The organism is Mesorhizobium sp. ES1-6 (assembly GCF_020164775.1).
Classification (GTDB): Bacteria; Pseudomonadota; Alphaproteobacteria; order Rhizobiales; family Rhizobiaceae; genus Mesorhizobium.
On the sequence record NZ_JAIUGU010000013.1, the window covers coordinates 117,357 to 137,073 of the forward strand.

Sequence of the window (19,717 nt, forward strand, 5' to 3'; positions counted from 1 at the left end):
CGGCGACGGTCGCGCGGGGTCAATCCTTGGAAGGCTTGGCGTTCGGAGGCGTGGATTCGCGCCGCCAGCCGATGAGTTCGTCGAAGACGACCAGCGCCGCGCCGACGGAAATGAAGGCGTCCGCGAGGTTGAAGACGGCGAAGGACCAGACCGGCGTGTGGAACAGGATGTAATCGATGACATGGCCGTAGACGGCACGGTCGATCAGATTGCCCAGCGCGCCGCCGATGATCAGGGCAAAGCCGATGCGGGCGATGACATGGCCCGCAGGCGTGCGCGTGGCAAGGTAAAGCACGAAAGCGACGACCAGGACGGCGATGACCACGAGGCCGGTGTCACCGAAGGAGGAGAACATCGAGAAAGCGATGCCGGTGTTGTAGGTGCGAAACAGCGCCAGGAAGGGCACCAGATCAAGCTTTTCCTGAAACGGCAGGCCGGCCTCGACCAGCGTCTTTATCCATTGGTCGAGCGCGATGGCCACGATGACGAGCAGCGCGTAGGGAGACCATGATTTCACGATTGGGCAACCTTCATTGCTGGTCCGGAATTGGTTCGAGTTTCAGCGCGCCGCGCCGGATCTCGAACAGCATGATGCCGGTGGCGACCGCGAGGTTGAGCGAATCGGCGCGGCCCGCCTGCGGTATCCTGAGCAGCCTGTCGCAGCTCGCCGCCAGGCTTTCGGGCAGTCCCTGCTGCTCGTTGCCCATCATCAGCAGCACCGGTCCACGAGAAAAATCGACCGAGCGGTAGTCGACAGCGCCTTTCAGATGCGTGCCGGCGACGAGGCCCGAAAAGCCACCGCGCCAGGCGAGGAATGCCTCGGTCGTCGCCCTTGCAACCGGCACGGCGAAGATCGACCCCATGGTAGCGCGCACCGTCTCGACGGAAAACGGGTCGGTGGTGTCGCCGACCAGGATGACGCCCTTGGCGCCGACGGCATCGACGGTGCGGATGACGGTGCCGAGATTGCCGGGATCGCGCACCCGGTCGAGCGCGACCCAGACATCGCCATTGTCGGCACGGATGTCCTTCAGTGCCAGGAATTTCTGCGAGAAGACGCCGACCACCATCTGCGGATTGTCGCGGCGGGTGATGGCGACAAGCACTTTTTCCGAGACTTCGAGCACGGTGCCGCCGGCGGCGACCGTGCGCGCCGCGACCTTTTCCACGGCCGGATTGCCGCGTCCGGCCTTCGCGAACACAAGCGTCCTGATCTGCCAGCCCAGGTCGAGCGCATCGATGACCAGCTTTAGCCCTTCGGCCATGAAGGCGTTCTGCTGGTCGCGGAATTTCTTCAAGGCGAGTGCCTTGATGTCCTTGACCAGGGGATTGGCGAGGCTGGTGACTTCCTTCACCTGGCCGGGTGCGCCGGCATGCCGTTCGTTCATGTCAGGCCACCCAGCGCGAAAAAAGTGATGTCGAAAGCGCGCGGCTGGCGGACTTCTCACGGATGATCAACTCACCCGATTCAACCTTGCCGCCCATGCCGGCAAAGGTGTCGCGCATCAGGGCGTGGATGGCGAAGAAGGAGGCGCGAATCGAGTAGGCGGTCAGCACCACGGCAAGTGGTTTCGGGGTCAGGATCGAGCGGCAGAGGTCGGTCAGATCAGGCAGGTCCTCGAACAACTGCCAGACCTCGCCCTTGGGACCGCGGCCATAGGCCGGCGGATCGAACAGGATGATGTCGTAGCGGCTGCCGCGACGCTCCTCGCGCTCGGCGAACTTCACCGCGTCGTCGACGATCCAGCGGATCGGCTTGCCGCCAAGCCCGGCCATCTCCTGGTTTTCGCGGGCCCAGCCGATCGCCTTTTTCGAGGCGTCGACATGGGTGACCTCAGCGCCCGCACGCGCCGCCACCAGCGAGGCGAGACCGGTATAGCCGAACAGGTTCAGCACCTTGACGGGCCGCCTGGCCGCCGCGATCAGCCCTGCCATATGGTCCCAGTGCGAGGCCTGCTCGGGAAAGACGCCGACATGGCGAAACGAGGTGAAACGGCCGAGATAGTCGATGCCGTCATGCTTCATCGGCCAGGTTTCGCCGAGCGGCGTCTTGGGAAAACGCCAGCGGCCGATGCCTTCCTCGTCGGTGTCGCCGGTAAAGATCGCGTCGGCACGCTCCCAGTCCTTGGCCGGCAGAGCCTTCTGCCAGATCGCCTGGCCCTCGGGGCGCACGATGCGGTAGGGGCCGTATTGTTCGAGTTTTTGTCCGGCGCCGCTGTCGAGCAACGCATAATCGGCGTTCGGCGCCACTTCGAGGATCAGCGGCAGGTGTTCGGCCGGCAGCGCTCCGTCGCGACGGGCAAGGTTGCGCGGCGCGGATTTCGGTGCGGACTGGTTGTCCGGCTTGCCGGTCTGTTCTTCGCGTGGCTTTGCTTGCGGCCTTGCCGCCGCGCGGTCGTGCGGACGCGCCTGTTGCGCACCGCCTTTCGCAGGCGGGCGGCTGTCGCGGCGTTTGTCGCGAAAAGACTTCAAGCGGGAGCATCTCCGAGCGGCGTGGCCGCTTTTGGCATAGGGCAACCGGCTTCGCAACCAAGTCCGCTTCGCCGTGCCTCCCGTTCATGTCGGCAAGCGATGGACCAATGTCAAAGAAACAGGCAAATCTGCCGGATGTCGCGCTCCGAACGCCTGCTTGACCTGATCCAGTCGCTTCGCCGGCACCGCCGGCCGGTGAGCGGGCAAGCATTGGCGGATGAACTCGGGATCTCGATCCGCACGCTCTACCGCGATATCGTAACGTTGCAGGGGCAAGGCGCGCCGATCGAGGGCGAGGCGGGGCTTGGCTATGTGCTGAAGCCTGGCTTCATGCTGCCGCCGCTGATGTTCAGCGACGAGGAGATCGAAGCCATCGTGCTCGGCTCGCGCTGGGTGGCCAAGCAGCCGGACCGGCGTCTTTCTGCCGCCGCCGCCAATGCGCTGGCCAAGATCGCGGCCGTGCTGCCGGACGATTTGCGTGAGGATCTCGACGCCTCGACGCTGCTGGTCGGGCCACCGGCCGCAGTCATCGAGGGCATCGATCTCGGCCTGGTGCGACAGGCCATCCGCAATGAACGCAAGCTCGCTTTCCGCTACCGCGACGCGGGCGGCGCCGCTTCGCAGCGCGTCGTCTGGCCGTTCGCGCTCGGCTTCTTCGACAAGGTGCGGGTCGTGGTGGCATGGTGCGAGACGCGGCAGGATTTCCGGCATTTTCGCACGGATCGCATCGCCGAGCTGACGCCGATGGATACACGCTATCCACGCCGGCGCCAGGCGATGCTCAAGGAATGGCGGGCAACGCTCGACAAGCCGCGCGGCTGATGATGGCTACTGCCAGAATCTGACAGTAGCCCGTTCTAGGGTCTCCCAATCGAAACGCCGACCCTTGGAGATCAGACATGACCAGCCCGAACTTCGTTATTCTCTATGTCGACCGGCCGCTCGAGAGCGGCGCCTTCTACAGCGCGCTGCTGGGACGGGAGCCGGTCGAAAGCGCGCCGACCTTCGTGCTGTTCGTGCTCGATGGCGGTTTCAAGCTCGGGCTGTGGTCGCGCCATACGGTCGAGCCGGCGGCAGAAGCGGCCGGTGGCGGTTCCGAGATCGTGTTTGCGCTGGAGACGCCTGCCGCGGTCGACGCCACGCATGCCGACTGGGCCGGGCGCGGCCTGAAAATATTGCAGGCGCCGACCGACATGGATTTCGGCCGCACTTTCGTCGCGCTCGATCCCGACAATCACCGTCTGCGCGTTTATTGGCTGAACGACGGAGAACAGGCATGAACGCCTGCTGGATCGCGGTCGCGTCGGCGCAGCATGTGCGGCGCGGCCGCAACGACGGTTTCATGCAGGTCAATCACGGCAAGGCCGCACCGTTGCGCCGCATCAGGCCCGGCGATGGCATCGTCTATTACTCGCCAACCACGGTCCTGGGCGAGAAAGACGGTTTGCAGGCGTTCACGGCGATTGGCACCGTGCGGGAAGGAGAGCCCTATCAAGGCATCATGGGCGGCGGCTTCACGCCATACCGCCGCGATGTCGATTGGGCGCAGGCGCAGGAAACGCCGATCAAGCCGTTGCTCGACAGGCTGGAGTTCACCGCTGGCAAATCGAACTGGGGTTACCAGCTTCGCTTTGGTCTTTTCGAAATCACCGCGCATGATTTTCATCTGATCGCCGACGCCATGAGCGTTGCGGCGAAGCTTGTGGGCGCTATCGCTTGAGCGCTTCGTAGACGGCAATGCCGGCGGCCAAGTCCTCTAGTGCCGCGCCAACCGATTTGAAGAGCGTGATCTCGTCGGCGCTGCGGCGGCCTTGCTTCTGGCCGCGCGCCAGGTCGTGCAGGTCGGCGACGATGGCTTCCGGCTTCAGCACGCCGGAGGCCAGTGGCTGGACGATGTCGCCCGCTTCCTTGGTGGCGCCGGCGCGGGTGTCGACATAGACGCGGGCGCACCTGATCGCGTCGTCATCGCTTTCGCGCATCGTCGGTGTGAAGCCGCCCACCAGGTCGACATGGGTTCCCGGCCGCAGCAGCGCCCCTTTGATCAGCGGCGTGGTGGTGATCGTCGCCGAGGAGACGATGTCGGCCTGGCCAAGCTCGGCATCGAGATCGGTCGCGGCGCTGGCGGCGAAACCCTCGGCGCGCAGATCGGCCGCGACTTGCTCGGCGTTGCCCGGGGTGCGGTTCCAGATGCGGATGGTCTTGATCGGCCGCACGGAGCTGTGCGCCCTGGCGAGGAAGGGCGACAGCGCGCCGGCGCCGACCACAAGCAACCGCGAGGCGTCGGCGCGCGCGAGATAGGACGCCGCCAATGCCGAGGCGCAGGCCGTGCGCCACTGCGTCAGCCGCTGGCCGTCGATCAGGGCCTCCGGTTCGCCGGTGCCGCCATCGAGCAGGAGATAGAGCCCCATCACGGCGGGCTTGCCGATGGCATTGTTGTCGGGCGAGACGGTCACGATCTTGACGCCGATATGACCACCGGCCGAACCGCCGGCGGCGTGAAAATCGGTCCAGGCCGGCATCAGCAGCAAGGTCGACGCCGCGCCATCCGGCCTTTCCACCGCGTGATGATGCCTGACCGGCTGCACCGCGCCGTGGCGAAAAGCGGTGCGCAGCGTTTCGACCAGTCCAGGAAAGGTCAGCGCGCGATCGACCTCGGCGGCCGAAATGGTCAGCATGAAAGGCTCCGTGAAAAGAAATGCGCCGGCCCGCGGCTCAACCGGTCGGCTTCGGCAATGCCGGTCCCTGGGCCGGTCCTTGGACCGGGGCGTGCGGCGCCGTCGGCGCGCGGCTGACCGCCTGGCGCAGATTTTCCGCCTCGACGCCACGCTGGCGCGCCAGCTTGCGGTAGCGGCCCTGCTTGACCCAGGTCGCCAGGCTGCCGACGATCATGCCGATGGCGAGCGCCACGAACAGGAAGATGAACAGCGGCAAGGTCAGCGTCAGCTTCGGATTGCCGGGATTGAAAGGATCCAGCGTGAAGGCGACGAGTTCGCGGTTGGCGACGGCCAGCGCGATCAGAATGATCGCCAGGGGCACGAAGACCACGATGAGCATGAAACGATTGAGCATGATATTTTCCGTCGCAAGCGGGCCGCGATAAGGCCGTCCGGCGCCGACGCGCCTACTTGCCGCCGTTCAGCCTTTCACGCAGTTCCTTGCCGGTCTTGAAGAAGGGCACCCACTTCTCCTCGACCTCGACGGATTCGCCGGTGCGCGGGTTGCGGCCGGTGCGGGCGGGTCTGTTCTTCACCGAAAAAGCGCCGAAACCGCGCAATTCGACCCGGTTGCCCTCGGCAAGCGCGTCGGTGATTTCATCGAAGATCGCGCCGACGATGTTTTCGACGTCGCGCAGGAAAAGATGCGGATTGCGCGTGGCAATAATCTGCACAAGCTCGGACTTGATCATCAGACGGGTCCCCGTGAAAGCAGTTCGGTCAATTTATCAGGATGATTTTATTTGCTTTTTCAGCTGTCCCAACGCGTCTCAAGGGTGCCAGACGGAAACGAGACCGTCAAGAAACAAGCGGTCGGCGCCAAGTTCATGGATGACGTCGCCGCCGGAGTCTGGCAGGCCGAGCGCGCCGGCGACCGTGCGTGCCATCGCCTTCGAGAACAGGAAGCCGCCGCGCCGTTCCGTGTCCTTCCACTCGACGACCTTGAGTTTGGCATCGACACCCTTGGTCGCCAGCCAGTCGATCGCCACGGACTCGCCGCCGACAGCGTCGATCAGCCCGTTGGCAACACCCTGGCGGCCGGTGAAGATCGAACCGTCTGCGAGCGCCAGCGCCTGTTCGCGGGTCATCTTGCGGCGCTCCGCGACGATGCCGACGAACCAGTCGTAGCTGTCGAGGATGAGCTTGCGGACCATGGCGCGCTCATCGTCATTGGTCGGCTTGAAGGGCGAGGGTGAGGCTTTCAGCGGCGAGGATTTAACCTCCTCCAGCTTGACGCCGAGCTTGTCCATCAGGCCGCTGACGTCAGGATACTGGATCAGCACCCCGATCGAGCCGACGATCGAGGTCTTGCGGGCGACAATATGGTCGGCGGCACTGGCGATCATGTAGCCCGCCGACGCGGCGAGCGTGCCGACCTCGGCTACGACCGGCTTGTCGGCGGCCACCTTGCGCACCTCCTCGTAGATCGATTCGCCGCCGACGGTGGTGCCGCCAGGAGAATCGATCACAAGGATCACGCCTTTCACCTTCGACGACTGACGGATCGTCTCCAGCCGCTTGATCAGTTCGTCGTCCTCGGTGATGGTGCCTTCGATTCTGACCTTGGCGATGTGGTCGACGGCGGAGCCGCCGAGATCGTCGCGATAGAACCAGGCCGACAGTGCAATCACGCCGAGCGCCACGACGGCAAAGGCCGCGACACGCCAGAAAGTCAGCTTGCGCCGCAAGCGGCGTCGGTCGATCAGGTCGTCGGCTCTCAATGCCATCGTCAGCCTCACAGTCAGCGGGAAGAGACGCTTTTAGACCATGATGTCCTCATCGGGAAGCAGTTCCGTCCCGCGCATGGCGCGGCAATCCGCGCGCGAGCGTTCCCATGCTGTCTGTTTTGTTACTGGCCTGTACGAGGGACGCAAGGTAAGTGGGAAGAACTTCGGTGAGGAAAAATGACGCAAGGGCGTCGATTTCTGCTATGAAGCACTGGCTGTTGCGCTGACCGGTTTCGTTTGTGCAACGGCAGCTGTCACATTTTTGCGGTTTTCGTCGGCTTGTGCTTGCTTGAGGGCGCTGGCGTCCCACCTATAGGCGGTGCTCCCGGGGGCAGGGTTTTAGAAGAAAGCAGTCATGTTAGCGCGACCGAACGAACCGACCAGCCCGGAGACGGAGTTGGATCCCCCGGCGGATGGCTGGACGCGTGGCGAGGCCTTCGACCGCGCGCAGCGTCATTCGCGCCGCGTGCGCGTGCTCAAATTCGCGGTGCCCTTGGCCGCGGCGCTGATCGCCGTCGCCTTTCCCGTCTATTCCTATCTCGCCGCGCCCGCCTCCGTCGCGGTGCAGGCGGAAGGTACGGCCTTTTCCAATGGCAAGCTGGTGATGGCCAATCCCAAGCTCAACGGTTTCACCAAGCTGAAGCAGCCCTATTCGATGACGGCGCTGCGGGCCATACAGGATGTGAGCACGCAAGGCATCATCGAACTCGAGGGCATCGACGCCAAGGTGCCGATCGCTCCCGACAATGTCGCGGCCGTGAAAGCCTCGCGCGGCACCTACGACCGCGACGGCAATACGATGAAACTGAACAGCGACGTCACCATCACCACGACCGACGGGCTGCAAGCCAAGTTCAAATCGGTCTTCCTCGACATGGGCAAAGGCACTATGAAGACGGATGATCCGGTCGATGTCAGCCGTGGCGGGTCACAGATCACGGCGGCTTCGATGTCGGTCCAGGACAATGGCAAGATCCTGGTGTTCGAGAACAAAGTGCGTGTCAACATTGATCCCGCCGTTCTGAAGGCGGCTGAGGCAAAGGGCGAAGAAGCGAATGTGGCTCAATAGTTCGACACGGCTTGCGGCCGCAACTTCGGCGCTGTTCCTGCTCAGCCTAACGCCGTCGCTGGCGCAGTCCGGGGCGGCCAGCCAGGTGTCGGGTCTCAAACTGGCCGGCGACAAGCCGATCCAGATCGAAAGCGACAAGCTGGAAGTCCGCCAGGCCGACAGCGTCGCCATCTTCACGGGCAACGTCACCGTCGTCCAGGGGCCGACGCTGATGAAGGCCGGCAAGATGCTGGTCTACTACGTCAAGGATCCCAACGCGGGCGCCAAGGGCGCTGAAGCCGCCGGGGCGGCCGCCATGACCGGTTCGGCCAACATCGACCACCTGGAGATCTCCGACAAGGTCTACATCAAGTCGGACCAGCAGGTCGCTACCGGCGATCAGGGCAGTTTCGACATGAAGAGCCAGGTGCTGGTGCTGTCGGGCAAAAAGGTCGTCCTGTCGCAGAACGACAATGTCCTGGTCGGCTGCAAGCTCACCGTGCAGATGAAAAGCGGGCTGGCCCAGGTCGATCCATGCGCCGGACAGCGTGTCCAGATGTCGATCACACCACCGCCGAAATCGGATGCATCGAAATCGGGAGCGACGAACCCCTGATGGCCAGCCTGTCATCGCTGACGGCGCGTCTTCCGGGACGTGCCGCCGGCAAGGTTTCTGCGCCGGCCACGGTCACCGTCGATGCAGGGAAATTCAAGGGAACCCTGATCGCCAAGGGCCTGACCAAGAGCTACAAGGGCCGCAAGGTCGTCAGTGGCGTCACCATCGGCGTGCGCGCCGGCGAGGCCGTCGGTCTGCTCGGCCCCAACGGCGCAGGCAAGACGACCTGCTTCTACATGGTCACCGGCCTGGTGCCGGTGGATGAAGGCACGATCGAGATAGACGGCTTCGACGTCACCTCGATGCCGATGTACCGCCGCGCGCGCCTCGGCATCGGCTATCTGCCCCAGGAGGCTTCGATTTTCCGTGGCCTGAATGTCGAGCAGAACATCCGCGCCGTGCTCGAAGTGGTCGAAAAGGACCGCAAGGTCCGCGAGCGCAACCTCGACGAACTGCTCGAGGAGTTCCACATCAGCCATTTGCGCAAGGCGCCATCCATGTCGCTCTCCGGTGGCGAAAGGCGGCGCCTGGAAATCGCGCGCGCGCTGGCGACGCGTCCGGCCTACATGCTGCTCGACGAACCCTTCGCCGGTATCGATCCGATTGCCGTCGCCGATATCCAGCAATTGGTACGTCACCTGACGGCGCGTGGCATTGGTGTCCTCATCACCGACCACAATGTGCGTGAGACGCTCGGCCTGATCGACCGGGCCTATATCATCCATGCCGGCCAGGTGCTGACGCATGGCCGCGCCGACGAAGTGGTGGCAAATCCCGACGTGCGGCGGCTTTATCTCGGCGAGGGCTTCACGCTCTGAGCGGTTCACGGCCTGAAACGGCGAACGGCTCCGTCTCTTTTTAGGGATTCCGTTCGGAGTTTTCCCGCCGCCGAAATCGGCCTGGGCGTGAAATTTGTTTCCTGACACGATTTTTTGCGCGGTGCCGCCTGTTTTTCCGCGATTTTGCTCCGGGATAACGCTCCGGTAAGCGGGTTTTGCTAGGCTTTGCCTTGACAAGCAAAAGCCGGGCCAGTTTCTATGCCCGCCGTGAAATTCATTCCGGAAGTCCGGACGCGTTCAGGAGGCGTTTGAAACCTAGCCATGGCGTTGGCGGCGAAACTACAGCTCCGACAGTCGCAGTCGCTGGTGATGACGCCGCAGCTGATGCAGTCGATTCGACTGCTGCAATTCACCCATACGGAACTCGAGCACTTCATCGACGAGGAGATCGAGCGCAATCCCCTCCTGGAGCGTGCCGAGCCGCAGGACGATGCCGCGAGCGACCAGGCGCAGAAGCCCGAGGCGGAGCCACAAGCGGCCGCCGATGGCGGCGACTGGTTCGAGAGCGAGGCGGGATGGAGTGCCGAGGCAATCTCGGAAAAGCTCGACACATCGCTGGAAAATCTGTTTCCCGATGATCCAGGCACCAGCGAGCGGCTCGGGCCCGACCTGACGGCGCAATGGAAATCGGCTTCGGGCAATGGCGGCGGCTCCTCGTCCGAGGGGCTCGACGCCGGCGACATGGCGGCGAGCGCCATTACGCTGCGCGACCATGTCGGCGAGCAGGTCGCGCTCGCCTTCACCAATCCTGCCGCGCGGCTGATTGCCGGGGAACTCGCCGATGGCCTCGACGAAACCGGCTACATGCGCGCGGATATGGCGGAGATAGCCGCGCGCCTGGGCACCGACGCCGCCGCCGTGGGCAAGGTGCTGGCGGTGTGCCAGACGTTCGAGCCGTCCGGCCTGTTCGCCCGCGACCTTGCCGAATGTCTGTCGCTGCAGCTTGCCGTGCGCGACCGTCTCGATCCGGCGATGAAGGCGCTGGTGGCCAATCTGGAGCTGCTGGCGCGGCGCGATTTCCAGGCGCTGAAGCGGCTCTGCGGCGTCGACGAGGAGGATCTGCTCGACATGCTGGCCGAAATCCGGGCGCTCGACCCGCGGCCTGGCATGGCGTTCTCGGGCGGTGCCAGCGACGCCATTGTCGCCGATGTCGAGGTTCGCGCGGCCAATGACGGCAGCTGGACCGTCGAACTCAATGCCGAAACGCTGCCGCGCGTGCTGGTCGACCATATCTATTTCGCCCAGGTGTCGCCGCAGGCGAAGAACCAGGCTGAAAAGGACTTCCTGGCCGAGTGCCTGCAGAACGCCAACTGGCTGACGCGCAGCCTCGACCAGCGGGCAAAGACGATCCTCAAAGTGGCCTCGGAAATCGTGCGCCAGCAGGACGCCTTCCTTGTCCACGGCGTGCGCCATCTGAAGCCGCTCAACCTGCGCACCGTGGCCGACGCCATCGGCATGCACGAATCGACCGTCAGCCGGGTCACCGCGAACAAATACATGCTCACCCCGCGCGGCGTGTTCGAACTGCGCTATTTCTTCACCGCCTCGATCGCGGCCTCGGGCGGCGGCGACGCGCATTCCTCCGAAGCGGTACGCGACCGCATCAAGCAGATGATCGACGAGGAGAAGCCGGTCGACGTGCTGTCGGACGACGCCATCGTCGACATGCTGAAAGAAAGCGGCGTCGATATCGCCCGGCGCACGGTCGCCAAATACCGGGAAGGCATGAATATTCCCTCGTCGGTACAGCGCCGGCGCGAGAAACGGGCACTCGCCAGCGCCGGCCGCTAGCAATTCCCAAGGGAAAGCGCATGGCGCTTTCCCTTGGGAATTGCGCCAAGACAAAGAGATGGAGCGGTTCTGCGTTTCCGTGAAACGATGGACAGCTCGATACGCTTGCGATTTCCACAGCTTTCGAGTTTCATTGACAAGCTGCGGTGAAGTGGCTAGAAGCCCGCCCGCATGAGACGGGCTGTTGCCCGCTAGCGGATGGTCCGTCACGACAATGGCCTCGGGACGGTCAAGAAGGCGGCCTGTGATCAACCGGAAAGTTCGGATTTAAATCGGCGCGAGTGACGCCGCAAAGCTTGTGCGCACGGATCACGAGTATAAACTCGGGCCAGTTTGAAGCCTGAGCAAGGAAGGTCAGTTTTCAGATGAATCTGCGCATATCGGGAAAGCACATGGATATCGGCGATGCGTTCCGCACACGCATCAACGATCGTGTCGGTGAAGCGATCGGCAAATATTTCGATCGGGGCTTCGCGGGGCATGTCACCGTCATCAAATCGGGCTCGCGCTATCAGGCGGACTGCATGATCCGGCTGGATTCCGGCGCCTCGCTGCAGGCCACCGGCGATGCCCAGGATCCGACGCTCGCCTTCGAGGCCGCGGCCGATCGGCTGGAGACCCGGCTTCGGCGCTACAAGCGCCGTCTGAAATCGCACAATTCCGGCAATGGCAATGGCGAGTTGACCGACATCGCCTATACGGTGATGGCGCCGCTTGCCGATGACGACGAGGAAATCCCGGAGGATTTCGCGCCCGCCATCGTCGCCGAATCGACCATGACGCTGAAGACCATGTCGGTGGCCTCGGCCGTCATCGAACTCGACACCAAAGACAGCCCGGTGTTCGTTTTCCGCAATGCCGGAACCGACCATCTCAACATCGTCTATCGCCGGCCCGACGGAAATATCGGCTGGATCGACCCGTCCACGACCAAAGTCGCACAGGGATAAAAGCCAGCCGCACGAGGGGTGGGGACTGGCGCGGCAGGCGAACAAGGATTTTCAAGCATGGATCTGAGCGATCTTATCAGCGTTCCGGCGATTTTGCCGGCGTTGAAGGCGAACTCGAAGAAGCAGCTTCTGCAATTGCTGTCCGAAAGGGCCGCGGCGATTTCAGGCATTCCGGAGCGGGAAGTGTTCGACACCATCCTGCAGCGCGAGCGCCTGGGCTCGACCGGCGTCGGCAATGGCATCGCCATCCCGCATGGCAAGCTTGCCGGCGTGAAGCGCATCGCCGGCGTTTTCGCGCGGCTGGAAACGCCGGTCGATTTCGAATCGCTGGATGACCAGCCGGTCGATCTGGTGTTCCTGCTGCTGGCGCCGGAAGGCGCGGGTGCCGATCACCTCAAGGCGCTGTCGCGCATCGCGCGCGTGCTGCGCGACGCCGACACGGTGGCTAAGATCAGGGGAACGCGTGATGCCACGGCGATCCACGCGCTGTTGTCGGACACGCAGGCCTCGCACGCGGCCTGAAGCCATCTTTTTTAAGAGACCACTCCAAGGGCCGCTGTGAGCGGCCCTTCTCGTTTCAGCCTGCCAACCGCCTTTAATGAATGGCGACGGTGGTCAGGTCGTTTTCCATGGCGCCGGCCAGGGCACGGTCGCGCGCATCGGACAGCAGGATCGGCTGGCCGTTGGCGGCAAACAGGGCCCACAGTTCCATGCCGGGCGCAATTTCGCCGATGTTGGGGAAGCGGCCGAGCAGTTCGTCGCTAGAGACCTTGCGCAGATAGGCGACAGAGCCTTCGCCGAGATGGGCGAACTCGCCGCTGGTCATGGTGATGGTTTCGTCAGTTCTGGTCATTTCAAGCCTCCTTGGCGCGAGGACGCCGCTCAAGGCCATCCCGCATGAGAGCCATCGGTGAAGATCAGTCTTTCACCGATATATTTATTTTCCGTACCAGCCGTTCGGACTCCGGCCGATCGAGATCGATCGACAAAAGACCGTTCTTCAGTTCCGCCGCGATCACGCGCATGCCGTCGGCCAGCACGAAACAGCGCTGGAACTGGCGTGCGGCAATGCCGCGATGAAGGAATTCGCGCTCGGTGTCGTCGGTCTGGCGGCCGCGCACGACCAGCTGGTTTTCCTCCGTAGTCACATCGAGATCGCTTTCGGCGAAACCGGCGACGGCGAGTGTTATACGCAGCCTTTCGGCCTTGCCGTCGGCACCGCTGAGGCGCTCGATGTTGTAGGGAGGGTAGCTGTCGCCGGACTTCGCCAGGCGCTCCAGCGTCTTTTCCATGGCGTCGAAACCCAGGAGAAGCGGGCTGGAGAAAGGCGTCATTCGGCTCATGTTACACTGTCCTCTCAAGAGCGACATAAACTGGAAAAACCCAAATGGCATTTTTCCCGATGGTCTTGATATGGTCCGCCCCGCGACCAAGTTCAAGCCATCGGAAGACCCGCCCAAAAGACCCGGCCTTGGACTCACAGGAATAACCAAAAAGGATCAGGTCGTGGACTCACAGGAATAATCGACATGGCGCTTGAAACGGCGCTCGGATGCAAGGAGAAGCGCCAAGGTCGCCCTCCAGGCGTGCGACCGGCCCGGTGAGCTCGCGGCCAGCCAAACAAGGAATTGAAATGCCCCAATCCCGAAAGATCATCATCGACACGGATCCCGGCCAGGATGACGCCGTCGCCATTCTGCTGGCGCTCGGCAGTAGCGAACTGGACATCGTCGGCATTACCGCCGTTGCCGGCAACGTGCCGCTGAAACTGACCGAAAAGAACGCCCGCAAGATCTGCGAACTGGCCGGCCGGCCGGCCGTCAAGGTCTATGCCGGCGCCATCCGTCCGTTGGCGCGCGAACTGGTCACCGCCGAGGAAGTGCATGGCAAGACCGGCCTCAACGGGCCGGAATTGCCGGAGCCGACGATGAAGCTTCAGGACCAGTATGCGGTAGACTTCATCGTCGAGACGCTGATGCGAGAAGAGAGCGGCACGATTACGCTGTGCCCGCTCGGGCCGCTGACAAACATCGCGCTGGCGCTGATCCGCGAGCCGCGCATCGCGCCGCGCATCAAGGAAATCGTGCTGATGGGCGGCGGTTTCTTCGAAGGCGGCAACGTCACTCCGGCGGCCGAATTCAACATCTATGTCGATCCGCAGGCCGCCGACCTGGTGTTCAAGTCCGGTATCCCGATCGTGATGATGCCGCTCGACGTCACCCACAAGGCGCTGACCACCACCAAGCGCATACAGGCTTTTCGCGCGCTGGGCACCAAGGTCGGCACCGCGACCGCCGAGATGCTGGAATTCTTCGAACGCTACGACGAGGGCAAATACGGCACAGACGGCGGGCCGCTGCACGACCCCTGCGTCATCGCCTATCTCTTGAAGCCGGAGCTGTTCAAGGGGCGCCACTGCAACGTCAGCGTGGAGACCGCCTCGGAACTGACCATGGGCATGACCGTGGTCGACTGGTGGGGCGTCACCAAGCGGGAAAAGAACGCCATGGTGATGCGCGACATCGACCATGATGGGTTTTTCGCGCTGCTGGTGGAGAGATTGGGGCGGCTTTAGAGCCCCATTCTCGGCGATTGAGTAGTCTGACCTGGTAGTTCATGGCGTGTCGGCACACGACGAACAGCCCCTCAATCGGCAAACCGGTAGAAGACGGAGCCATTGTCGCGGGTGACGCGCTCAATTTTGACACGGGAGCCAATCAGGCGGGGTCGATCGTCGTCAACGAAAACCAGAGCATTGTTCTCTAGGAACAATCCATATTGAGACGTGCTGGTCCTGTGCCAGTAAACGCCCTCGATCGTAGCGTCGATCGGGTCAATTGATCGAATCGGCGTTGCGTCATTCTCCCACTGACTCTGGGCCAATATGAACATTATCGCAAAAAAACCGGCGAAGAAGACCACGCTAGGCGCGTTCCTCTTCAAACCCTCATAAGTCGACGGTGGATGCATGAATCCCTCAATGTCGATTCATGTGGTAGCTGGAAAGTAGACTTTCAATCAGCCGGCGACGCAGCTTTAACGCGGCGCCGGCCTGGGCTGCCGTTACTTGGACCTTGAAAACGCCAGCCACAGGCCGCCGCCGATCATGAAGCTGCCGCTGATCCTGGACAGTAGCTTGATGCGGCTGGCCGACAGCATGCGGCCGGCGCGACCGGCGGCCAGTGCATAGGTCGAGTCCGACATGGCGGCGAAGATCATAGCGGTGAGGCCCATGATGACGATCTGCAGCGGGTAGTTGCCGGCGGGAGAGATGAACTGTGGGAAAAAGGCGCCGAAGAAGATCAGCGTCTTTGGATTGCTCAGCGCCACGGCCAAGCCCTGCAGGAAGAAGCCGCCACGCGGTTTCCGGGCGGTGCCGTCGGCGTTCAGCGTGCCCTTGGCGCGGAACATCTGAACGCCTATCCAGATCAGGTAGGCGGCGCCGATCAGCCGCACCCATTCGAACCAATGTCCCATGCCCGAGATCAGCGTGTTGAGGCCGATGCCGACGATGGCGATCATGCTGGCAAGGCCGGCTTGCGTGCCGGCGACATTGGCGAGACCAGCGCGGGAACCGTGGCGGATGCTGTTGGCGATGATCAAGGTGACCGTCGGCCCCGGCACCAGGATGATGACGATGCAGGCAAGAACATAGGCGGCGTAGAGTTCCAGCGACATGATTTTCCCTCTCAATGCCGCGTCGCGGCCTGTCAGGCGACAATCAATGCATGACGGCGAGGACGACGCAAGCTGGCGCGACGCGCTGGGTTCAAGCCCCTGCCGGCCAGGGCAGCGTCGCCTCGTAGGCGGCCGCGGCCTGCAACACGGCGAGGTCGCCGCGGGGGCGGCCGATGAGCTGCATGCCCATCGGCCGGCCGCTGTCGTCGAAGCCGACCGGGACGTTGACCGCCGGACAACCGCCCAAGGTGGCGAAGGCCGAAACCTGCATCCAGCGATGATAGCTATCCATTCCCCGCCCGGCGACCTCGCGCGGCCAATGGGTGCCGACATCGAAGGGGAAGACCTGCGCGGTCGGCAGCGCGATGAGGTCGAAGCGTTCGAGGATCGATAATAGCGTCCGGTGCCAGGAGGTGCGCACGACCGAGGCCGCGCGGATTTGCGGCGCCGTTAGCCGCATGGCGTTTTCCACTTCCCAGATGGCTTCCGGCTTCAGCAGGCCACGCCTGGCCGGATCGTCATAGTGCACTTTCAGCGCGCAGCCGCTGCTGGCCTGGCGCAAGGTCACGAAGGCCTGCCAGAGCGCTTCGAAATCGAAGTCCGGCAGCAAGGGCTCGGTCACGAAGGATGCATCCGCGAACCGTGCGAGCGCCGCCTCGCACCGGTCGAGGATGCCGGGCTCGACCGGCAGATGGCCGCCGAGATCGCCAAGCCAGGCGACGCGGCCGCCGGTCGCCGCCGTCGCGAGCCCGTCAAGGAAGGATCCCGGCTTCTCATAGGAGAGAGGCGCTTGCGGATGGTACCCGGCCTGCACGTCGAGCAGCAGCGCCATGTCACGGACATTGCGGCCCATCGGCCCTTCGACGCCCATCTGCGCGTGGAAGACCTCGACGTCGGGACCGCCGGGCACCAGCCCCTGCGAGGGCCGAAAGCCGTAGACATTGTTCCAGGCCGCCGGGTTACGCAGCGAGCCGCCGAAATCGCTGCCGTCGGTGACGGGCAGCATGTCCAGCGCCAGCGCAACCGCCGCCCCGCCGCTCGAGCCGCCAGCGGTGAGCGCCGGATCGAAAGCGTTCAGCGTCGGCCCGAAAACGGTGTTGTAGGTGTTGGAGCCAAGCCCGAATTCGGGAACGTTGGTCTTGCCGATGATGATGGCGCCGGCGTCGCGAATGCGTTCGACGAAGAAATCGTCTTCTTGCGGGACGAAATCGGCGAAGATGGGCGAGCCGAACGAGGTTCTGAGGCCCGTTGTGGAGGCAAGGTCCTTGATGGCGATGGGAAGGCCGAAGAGGGCGCCGGCTCCATCCGTGCGCCCGGCATCGGCGGCGTCGGCCTCGCGCAGGATGTCGGCGCGGTCGCGCAGCGAGACGATGGCGTTGACCAGCGGGTTGACCGCATCGATGCGATCGAGGAACGCCGTCACCACCTCGCGCACGGAGAGCTTTTTTCGGCGGATCGCGCCGGCGAGTTCTACAGCCGACAGGCGGCAGATATCGCTGGCCGCGGGCACGGCATGCTTCGTGCGGGGGCGCATCAACCGGCCTCTTGCAAGGCCTGGTCAACGTCTTTCGCTAGCGGGATCGCCGGCTGGGCGCCGGGCTTGAGGCAAGCGAGCGAGCCGGCGGCGCCGGCACGCGCAAGTGCCTGTTCGAGCGCGAGGCCCGCCGACAGGCCGGCGGCGAAATAGCCGCAGAAAGTGTCGCCGGCGCCGACCGTGTCGACCGGCGTGATCTTCAACGCGGGAACGGTCAGGAAATCGCTCGGCGTCGCCGCCATCACGCCTTCGCCGCCAAGCGTGACGACGATGGTGCGTCCGGTTTTCCCCGCAAAATCGCGCATGCGCGCCGCCCGGTCGCGGCCGCTAAGCGCCAGGGCCTCGCCATAGAGGTCGAACTCGGTTTCGTTGGCGACGACGTAATCAGCCTTGCCGAGGAAGCCGGACGCTTCGGCGTGGAACGGGGCCGTGTTGAGCACGGTGACCGCCCCGGCCGGCCTTGCCTGGTCGAGGGCCGCATCGACCGTGGCGAGCGGAATTTCATGCTGCAGCAGCACGACGTCGCCCTTCTTCAGAAAAGCCTTGGAGAGGTCGCCGGGCACTACGGAAGCGTTGGCGCCGGGCACCACGGCGATGATGTTTTCGCCGTCATCGCCGACCATGATCAGGGCCGTGCCTGTCGAGGCGAAGGTTTCTCCCACGCCCGACAGGTCGACCTTGGCCTCGCGCAGCAAGGCCAGGGCTTCGGATGCGAAATTGTCCTTGCCGACGGCGCCGACCATGCGCACCGGAGCGCCGGCACGCGCGGCGGCCAGCGCCTGGTTGGCCCCCTTGCCGCCAGGCGCCGTCGAGAAACCAGAGCCGCTCACCGTTTCACCGGGGCTCGGCAAGCGCTCAACTTTGGCGATGAGGTCTAGGTTGATCGAGCCGACTACGATAATCAAGAAATGCCTCCTGCTGAATGCACGGAAGCTATCCTGCCAAGCGGTTCGATGCCAGACCACTCGAATGGTCCAGCACGATTACCGCCTCACTCGCAACGCACGGTGACCGTGCCCTGATAGCTGCCGGAGGGAAAGATACCGCTCGACTTGGTGGCCGTGAGATCGATCTGCATGGGGTGGGTGCCGTTGGTGACCCTTTGCGGCACGCTGCCGTTGTTGTCGACCCCCGAGCCATCGAGGCGGAAGACCGAGACGAAGGTCACGTTGGTGCCGCCGCCGCTCGGCGCGGACGAGAATGCGGCAGGCGCCGGCGCTGAAACCGAATAGCAGTCAAGCAAGTTGAGGATTGAGCACAGCAGGGAGCTTGCCACCACGGTGGCGCTGGCACTTGATCCGCCCGCCTGCTTGGAGCCCAGTATGCCGATGGCCGGATTCGTCGTCATCGTGCCCGATGCGCCGACCATGATGGTGCAGGTGCCGATGATCGCCGCATGCGCCGGAAAGCAGAAACCGGCAAGTACCGCCACCGCGAGCTGCGCGTGGTTATTTCTTCTTCTTTTTCTTGCCATCGCCATTTCCGGTCCTGATGCTCCAGCCTTCGTTGGCCCATCCGGGCGACGCGGCCGTGGGCGCGGCAGCGGGAGCGCTGGTGGTCACGCTCGCCGTCGGACCGTCGGCACCGAGGCCCATCTTGAGGAGCTTCAGCTCCAGTTGCAGGCGCTCGACCTCGAGCTCGTAGAGGCGGCTGCAATCGACGCGCTTCGGCGTCCGCCCGATCGGGATCACCACGCGGCCATATGTGGCGACGTCATTGTTGGACTGGTTGTTGCCTCTGATGATACCGAGGTCGAAATAGGCGCCGGTGCCCGATACGGCGGAGCGGCAGGTGGTGCCGTCCGATGCGTGGACCTCGTCCTGCCCCTGGGGCAACGTCACTCCAGGCAGGTTGAAGCCGCTCTCGTTCTGATTGAGATTGTAGACATCCTCGGCCAGAGCCGGCGAAATCCCCACCGTCATCGCCGCAAACGCGGCCGTCAGGACTTGCGGTGCCCAAAAAACTTTCCGCATATTTGTGCCCTTATCTGCGTCTGTTGATTGGGAAAGGGGATGCTCTCGGTACAGATACGCACTTTACGCTCGGCGGCTCCGCCGAAGGGCACGACCACAAGGACTGGGCGGGAAGCCTGCGACCCCAGTTGGAAGACACTCGGAGAGATCTTGGCGTCCACCGGCTGAAAATCCTGATCGTAGACGTGGATCTCGACCTTGATCTTCTGGTCGTATGGATTGGCGGGAAAAACGCGCACCGCGAAGACGTCGGTGAAACTGTTGACCTCGCCGCGCATCGGCGACATCGACTGGGCCTTGGCGGCAATGGTCGGCAGGCCGACAGCCAGGGCCGTCGCCAGGATTCGGGCATATTTCAAGGATCCCTCCTTCGCG

The 19,717-nt window shown here is 63.8% G+C and carries 26 protein-coding genes; 10 read left to right on the forward strand and 16 right to left on the reverse strand.

What is annotated here, in order from left to right; all coding sequences use genetic code 11:
- Positions 1 to 19: 19 nt before the first annotated feature.
- The 3 genes from lspA to LB564_RS26070 are packed head-to-tail and all read right to left on the reverse strand — an operon-like array spanning position 20 to position 2,472.
- Positions 20 to 517, reverse strand: a complete 498-nt coding sequence (gene lspA, locus LB564_RS26060; RefSeq protein WP_224542005.1) for a signal peptidase II — start codon at positions 515 to 517, stop codon at positions 20 to 22.
- Between the two features lie 13 nt (positions 518 to 530).
- On the reverse strand, positions 531 to 1,388 hold the full coding sequence (locus LB564_RS26065) for a TrmH family RNA methyltransferase (protein ID WP_224542007.1): 858 nt from the start codon (positions 1,386 to 1,388) through the stop codon (positions 531 to 533).
- A gap of 1 nt (position 1,389) precedes the next feature.
- Positions 1,390 to 2,472 carry a class I SAM-dependent rRNA methyltransferase gene (locus LB564_RS26070; protein WP_140704160.1) on the reverse strand — a complete coding sequence of 361 codons (1,083 nt, stop codon included), beginning with the start codon at positions 2,470 to 2,472 and terminating at the stop codon, positions 1,390 to 1,392.
- Positions 2,473 to 2,607: 135 nt separating this feature from the next.
- Between LB564_RS26070 and LB564_RS26075 the strand changes: the two genes are divergently transcribed.
- The 3 genes from LB564_RS26075 (at position 2,608) to LB564_RS26085 (ending at position 4,192) form a co-directional block, all read left to right on the forward strand.
- Positions 2,608 to 3,294 (forward strand): helix-turn-helix transcriptional regulator, encoded by a 687-nt coding sequence (locus LB564_RS26075; protein ID WP_224542009.1) that lies wholly within the window; start codon positions 2,608 to 2,610, stop codon positions 3,292 to 3,294.
- Positions 3,295 to 3,371: 77 nt separating this feature from the next.
- Positions 3,372 to 3,752, forward strand: a complete 381-nt coding sequence (locus LB564_RS26080) for a VOC family protein (protein WP_224542011.1) — start codon at positions 3,372 to 3,374, stop codon at positions 3,750 to 3,752.
- Positions 3,749 to 4,192, forward strand: a complete 444-nt coding sequence (locus tag LB564_RS26085; RefSeq protein WP_224542013.1) for an EVE domain-containing protein — start codon at positions 3,749 to 3,751, stop codon at positions 4,190 to 4,192. The genes LB564_RS26080 and LB564_RS26085 overlap by 4 nt, the downstream gene beginning before the upstream one ends.
- On the opposite strand, the gene LB564_RS26090 is transcribed toward LB564_RS26085, so the two are convergent.
- From LB564_RS26090 to sppA, 4 genes are all read right to left on the reverse strand, one after another.
- Positions 4,182 to 5,147 carry an ornithine cyclodeaminase family protein gene (locus LB564_RS26090; protein WP_224542016.1) on the reverse strand — a complete coding sequence of 322 codons (966 nt, stop codon included), beginning with the start codon at positions 5,145 to 5,147 and terminating at the stop codon, positions 4,182 to 4,184. The two genes, LB564_RS26085 and LB564_RS26090, sit on opposite strands and share 11 nt — an antisense overlap.
- A gap of 37 nt (positions 5,148 to 5,184) precedes the next feature.
- Complete coding sequence (locus LB564_RS26095; protein WP_224542017.1) at positions 5,185 to 5,541, reverse strand: LapA family protein; 357 nt, start codon at positions 5,539 to 5,541, stop codon at positions 5,185 to 5,187.
- A gap of 52 nt (positions 5,542 to 5,593) precedes the next feature.
- Positions 5,594 to 5,878, reverse strand: a complete 285-nt coding sequence (locus tag LB564_RS26100) for an integration host factor subunit beta (protein WP_006200394.1) — start codon at positions 5,876 to 5,878, stop codon at positions 5,594 to 5,596.
- Positions 5,879 to 5,956: 78 nt separating this feature from the next.
- Positions 5,957 to 6,913 carry a signal peptide peptidase SppA gene (gene sppA / locus LB564_RS26105; protein WP_224542019.1) on the reverse strand — a complete coding sequence of 319 codons (957 nt, stop codon included), beginning with the start codon at positions 6,911 to 6,913 and terminating at the stop codon, positions 5,957 to 5,959.
- A 355-nt stretch (positions 6,914 to 7,268) separates the two neighbouring features.
- Here sppA and lptC point away from each other — a divergent pair, with 355 nt between their 5' ends.
- From lptC to ptsN, 6 genes are all read left to right on the forward strand, one after another.
- On the forward strand, positions 7,269 to 7,982 hold the full coding sequence (gene lptC / locus LB564_RS26110) for an LPS export ABC transporter periplasmic protein LptC (RefSeq protein ID WP_140704173.1): 714 nt from the start codon (positions 7,269 to 7,271) through the stop codon (positions 7,980 to 7,982).
- Positions 7,969 to 8,577: an LptA/OstA family protein gene (locus tag LB564_RS26115; protein ID WP_224542021.1), complete on the forward strand. Its 609-nt coding sequence runs from the start codon at positions 7,969 to 7,971 to the stop codon at positions 8,575 to 8,577. The genes lptC and LB564_RS26115 overlap by 14 nt, the downstream gene beginning before the upstream one ends.
- Positions 8,577 to 9,395, forward strand: coding sequence for an LPS export ABC transporter ATP-binding protein (lptB, locus tag LB564_RS26120; RefSeq protein WP_140704177.1), 819 nt, complete (start codon positions 8,577 to 8,579; stop codon positions 9,393 to 9,395). Before LB564_RS26115 ends, lptB begins: the two co-directional genes overlap by 1 nt.
- 282 nt (positions 9,396 to 9,677) lie before the next feature.
- A complete protein-coding gene (rpoN, locus tag LB564_RS26125) occupies positions 9,678 to 11,207 on the forward strand; it encodes an RNA polymerase factor sigma-54 (RefSeq protein ID WP_224542024.1) in 1,530 nt (509 codons plus the stop codon).
- 365 nt (positions 11,208 to 11,572) lie between these two features.
- Positions 11,573 to 12,157 (forward strand): ribosome hibernation-promoting factor, HPF/YfiA family, encoded by a 585-nt coding sequence (gene hpf, locus LB564_RS26130; protein WP_137932810.1) that lies wholly within the window; start codon positions 11,573 to 11,575, stop codon positions 12,155 to 12,157.
- A gap of 57 nt (positions 12,158 to 12,214) precedes the next feature.
- Positions 12,215 to 12,679, forward strand: coding sequence for a PTS IIA-like nitrogen regulatory protein PtsN (gene ptsN / locus LB564_RS26135; RefSeq protein ID WP_010911486.1), 465 nt, complete (start codon positions 12,215 to 12,217; stop codon positions 12,677 to 12,679).
- 73 nt (positions 12,680 to 12,752) lie between these two features.
- Here the strand turns inward: ptsN and LB564_RS26140 are convergent, their stop codons facing one another.
- Positions 12,753 to 13,010, reverse strand: coding sequence for a DUF1150 family protein (locus LB564_RS26140; protein WP_137932812.1), 258 nt, complete (start codon positions 13,008 to 13,010; stop codon positions 12,753 to 12,755).
- Between the two features lie 64 nt (positions 13,011 to 13,074).
- On the reverse strand, positions 13,075 to 13,500 hold the full coding sequence (locus tag LB564_RS26145; protein WP_013893014.1) for an Hsp20 family protein: 426 nt from the start codon (positions 13,498 to 13,500) through the stop codon (positions 13,075 to 13,077).
- Positions 13,501 to 13,790: 290 nt separating this feature from the next.
- Here LB564_RS26145 and LB564_RS26150 point away from each other — a divergent pair, with 290 nt between their 5' ends.
- Complete coding sequence (locus tag LB564_RS26150; RefSeq protein WP_224542026.1) at positions 13,791 to 14,732, forward strand: nucleoside hydrolase; 942 nt, start codon at positions 13,791 to 13,793, stop codon at positions 14,730 to 14,732.
- A gap of 71 nt (positions 14,733 to 14,803) precedes the next feature.
- On the opposite strand, the gene LB564_RS26155 is transcribed toward LB564_RS26150, so the two are convergent.
- From LB564_RS26155 to LB564_RS26185, 7 genes are all read right to left on the reverse strand, one after another.
- Positions 14,804 to 15,079, reverse strand: coding sequence for a hypothetical protein (locus tag LB564_RS26155; protein ID WP_224542027.1), 276 nt, complete (start codon positions 15,077 to 15,079; stop codon positions 14,804 to 14,806).
- A 141-nt stretch (positions 15,080 to 15,220) separates the two neighbouring features.
- On the reverse strand, positions 15,221 to 15,835 hold the full coding sequence (locus LB564_RS26160) for a LysE family translocator (protein ID WP_224542029.1): 615 nt from the start codon (positions 15,833 to 15,835) through the stop codon (positions 15,221 to 15,223).
- A gap of 91 nt (positions 15,836 to 15,926) precedes the next feature.
- Positions 15,927 to 17,372, reverse strand: a complete 1,446-nt coding sequence (locus tag LB564_RS26165) for an amidase (RefSeq protein WP_224542031.1) — start codon at positions 17,370 to 17,372, stop codon at positions 15,927 to 15,929.
- Entirely contained in the window at positions 17,369 to 18,274 is a 906-nt protein-coding gene (locus LB564_RS26170; RefSeq protein ID WP_140704189.1) for a ribokinase, read from the reverse strand. Before LB564_RS26170 ends, LB564_RS26165 begins: the two co-directional genes overlap by 4 nt.
- A gap of 86 nt (positions 18,275 to 18,360) precedes the next feature.
- Positions 18,361 to 18,843: a hypothetical protein gene (locus LB564_RS26175; protein WP_181173634.1), complete on the reverse strand. Its 483-nt coding sequence runs from the start codon at positions 18,841 to 18,843 to the stop codon at positions 18,361 to 18,363.
- Positions 18,818 to 19,342, reverse strand: coding sequence for a hypothetical protein (locus LB564_RS26180; protein ID WP_140704192.1), 525 nt, complete (start codon positions 19,340 to 19,342; stop codon positions 18,818 to 18,820). Before LB564_RS26180 ends, LB564_RS26175 begins: the two co-directional genes overlap by 26 nt.
- A complete protein-coding gene (locus LB564_RS26185; RefSeq protein ID WP_140704194.1) occupies positions 19,309 to 19,701 on the reverse strand; it encodes a hypothetical protein in 393 nt (130 codons plus the stop codon). Before LB564_RS26185 ends, LB564_RS26180 begins: the two co-directional genes overlap by 34 nt.
- Positions 19,702 to 19,717: the final 16 nt, after the last annotated feature.

What these genes read in the sequence shown, in the direction of transcription:
- LB564_RS26065 (WP_224542007.1), bottom strand. Translation starts at nt 1,388, where the DNA reads ATGAACGAACGGCATGCCGGCGCACCCGGCCAGGTGAAGGAAGTCACC.
- LB564_RS26075 (WP_224542009.1), top strand. Translation starts at nt 2,608, where the DNA reads ATGTCGCGCTCCGAACGCCTGCTTGACCTGATCCAGTCGCTTCGCCGG.
- LB564_RS26080 (WP_224542011.1), top strand. Translation starts at nt 3,372, where the DNA reads ATGACCAGCCCGAACTTCGTTATTCTCTATGTCGACCGGCCGCTCGAG.
- LB564_RS26085 (WP_224542013.1), top strand. Translation starts at nt 3,749, where the DNA reads ATGAACGCCTGCTGGATCGCGGTCGCGTCGGCGCAGCATGTGCGGCGC.
- LB564_RS26090 (WP_224542016.1), bottom strand. Translation starts at nt 5,147, where the DNA reads ATGCTGACCATTTCGGCCGCCGAGGTCGATCGCGCGCTGACCTTTCCT.
- LB564_RS26095 (WP_224542017.1), bottom strand. Translation starts at nt 5,541, where the DNA reads ATGCTCAATCGTTTCATGCTCATCGTGGTCTTCGTGCCCCTGGCGATC.
- LB564_RS26100 (WP_006200394.1), bottom strand. Translation starts at nt 5,878, where the DNA reads ATGATCAAGTCCGAGCTTGTGCAGATTATTGCCACGCGCAATCCGCAT.
- sppA (WP_224542019.1), bottom strand. Translation starts at nt 6,913, where the DNA reads ATGGCATTGAGAGCCGACGACCTGATCGACCGACGCCGCTTGCGGCGC.
- lptC (WP_140704173.1), top strand. Translation starts at nt 7,269, where the DNA reads ATGTTAGCGCGACCGAACGAACCGACCAGCCCGGAGACGGAGTTGGAT.
- LB564_RS26115 (WP_224542021.1), top strand. Translation starts at nt 7,969, where the DNA reads ATGTGGCTCAATAGTTCGACACGGCTTGCGGCCGCAACTTCGGCGCTG.
- lptB (WP_140704177.1), top strand. Translation starts at nt 8,577, where the DNA reads ATGGCCAGCCTGTCATCGCTGACGGCGCGTCTTCCGGGACGTGCCGCC.
- rpoN (WP_224542024.1), top strand. Translation starts at nt 9,678, where the DNA reads ATGGCGTTGGCGGCGAAACTACAGCTCCGACAGTCGCAGTCGCTGGTG.
- hpf (WP_137932810.1), top strand. Translation starts at nt 11,573, where the DNA reads ATGAATCTGCGCATATCGGGAAAGCACATGGATATCGGCGATGCGTTC.
- ptsN (WP_010911486.1), top strand. Translation starts at nt 12,215, where the DNA reads ATGGATCTGAGCGATCTTATCAGCGTTCCGGCGATTTTGCCGGCGTTG.
- LB564_RS26140 (WP_137932812.1), bottom strand. Translation starts at nt 13,010, where the DNA reads ATGACCAGAACTGACGAAACCATCACCATGACCAGCGGCGAGTTCGCC.
- LB564_RS26145 (WP_013893014.1), bottom strand. Translation starts at nt 13,500, where the DNA reads ATGAGCCGAATGACGCCTTTCTCCAGCCCGCTTCTCCTGGGTTTCGAC.
- LB564_RS26150 (WP_224542026.1), top strand. Translation starts at nt 13,791, where the DNA reads ATGCCCCAATCCCGAAAGATCATCATCGACACGGATCCCGGCCAGGAT.
- LB564_RS26160 (WP_224542029.1), bottom strand. Translation starts at nt 15,835, where the DNA reads ATGTCGCTGGAACTCTACGCCGCCTATGTTCTTGCCTGCATCGTCATC.
- LB564_RS26175 (WP_181173634.1), bottom strand. Translation starts at nt 18,843, where the DNA reads ATGGCAAGAAAAAGAAGAAGAAATAACCACGCGCAGCTCGCGGTGGCG.
- LB564_RS26180 (WP_140704192.1), bottom strand. Translation starts at nt 19,342, where the DNA reads ATGCGGAAAGTTTTTTGGGCACCGCAAGTCCTGACGGCCGCGTTTGCG.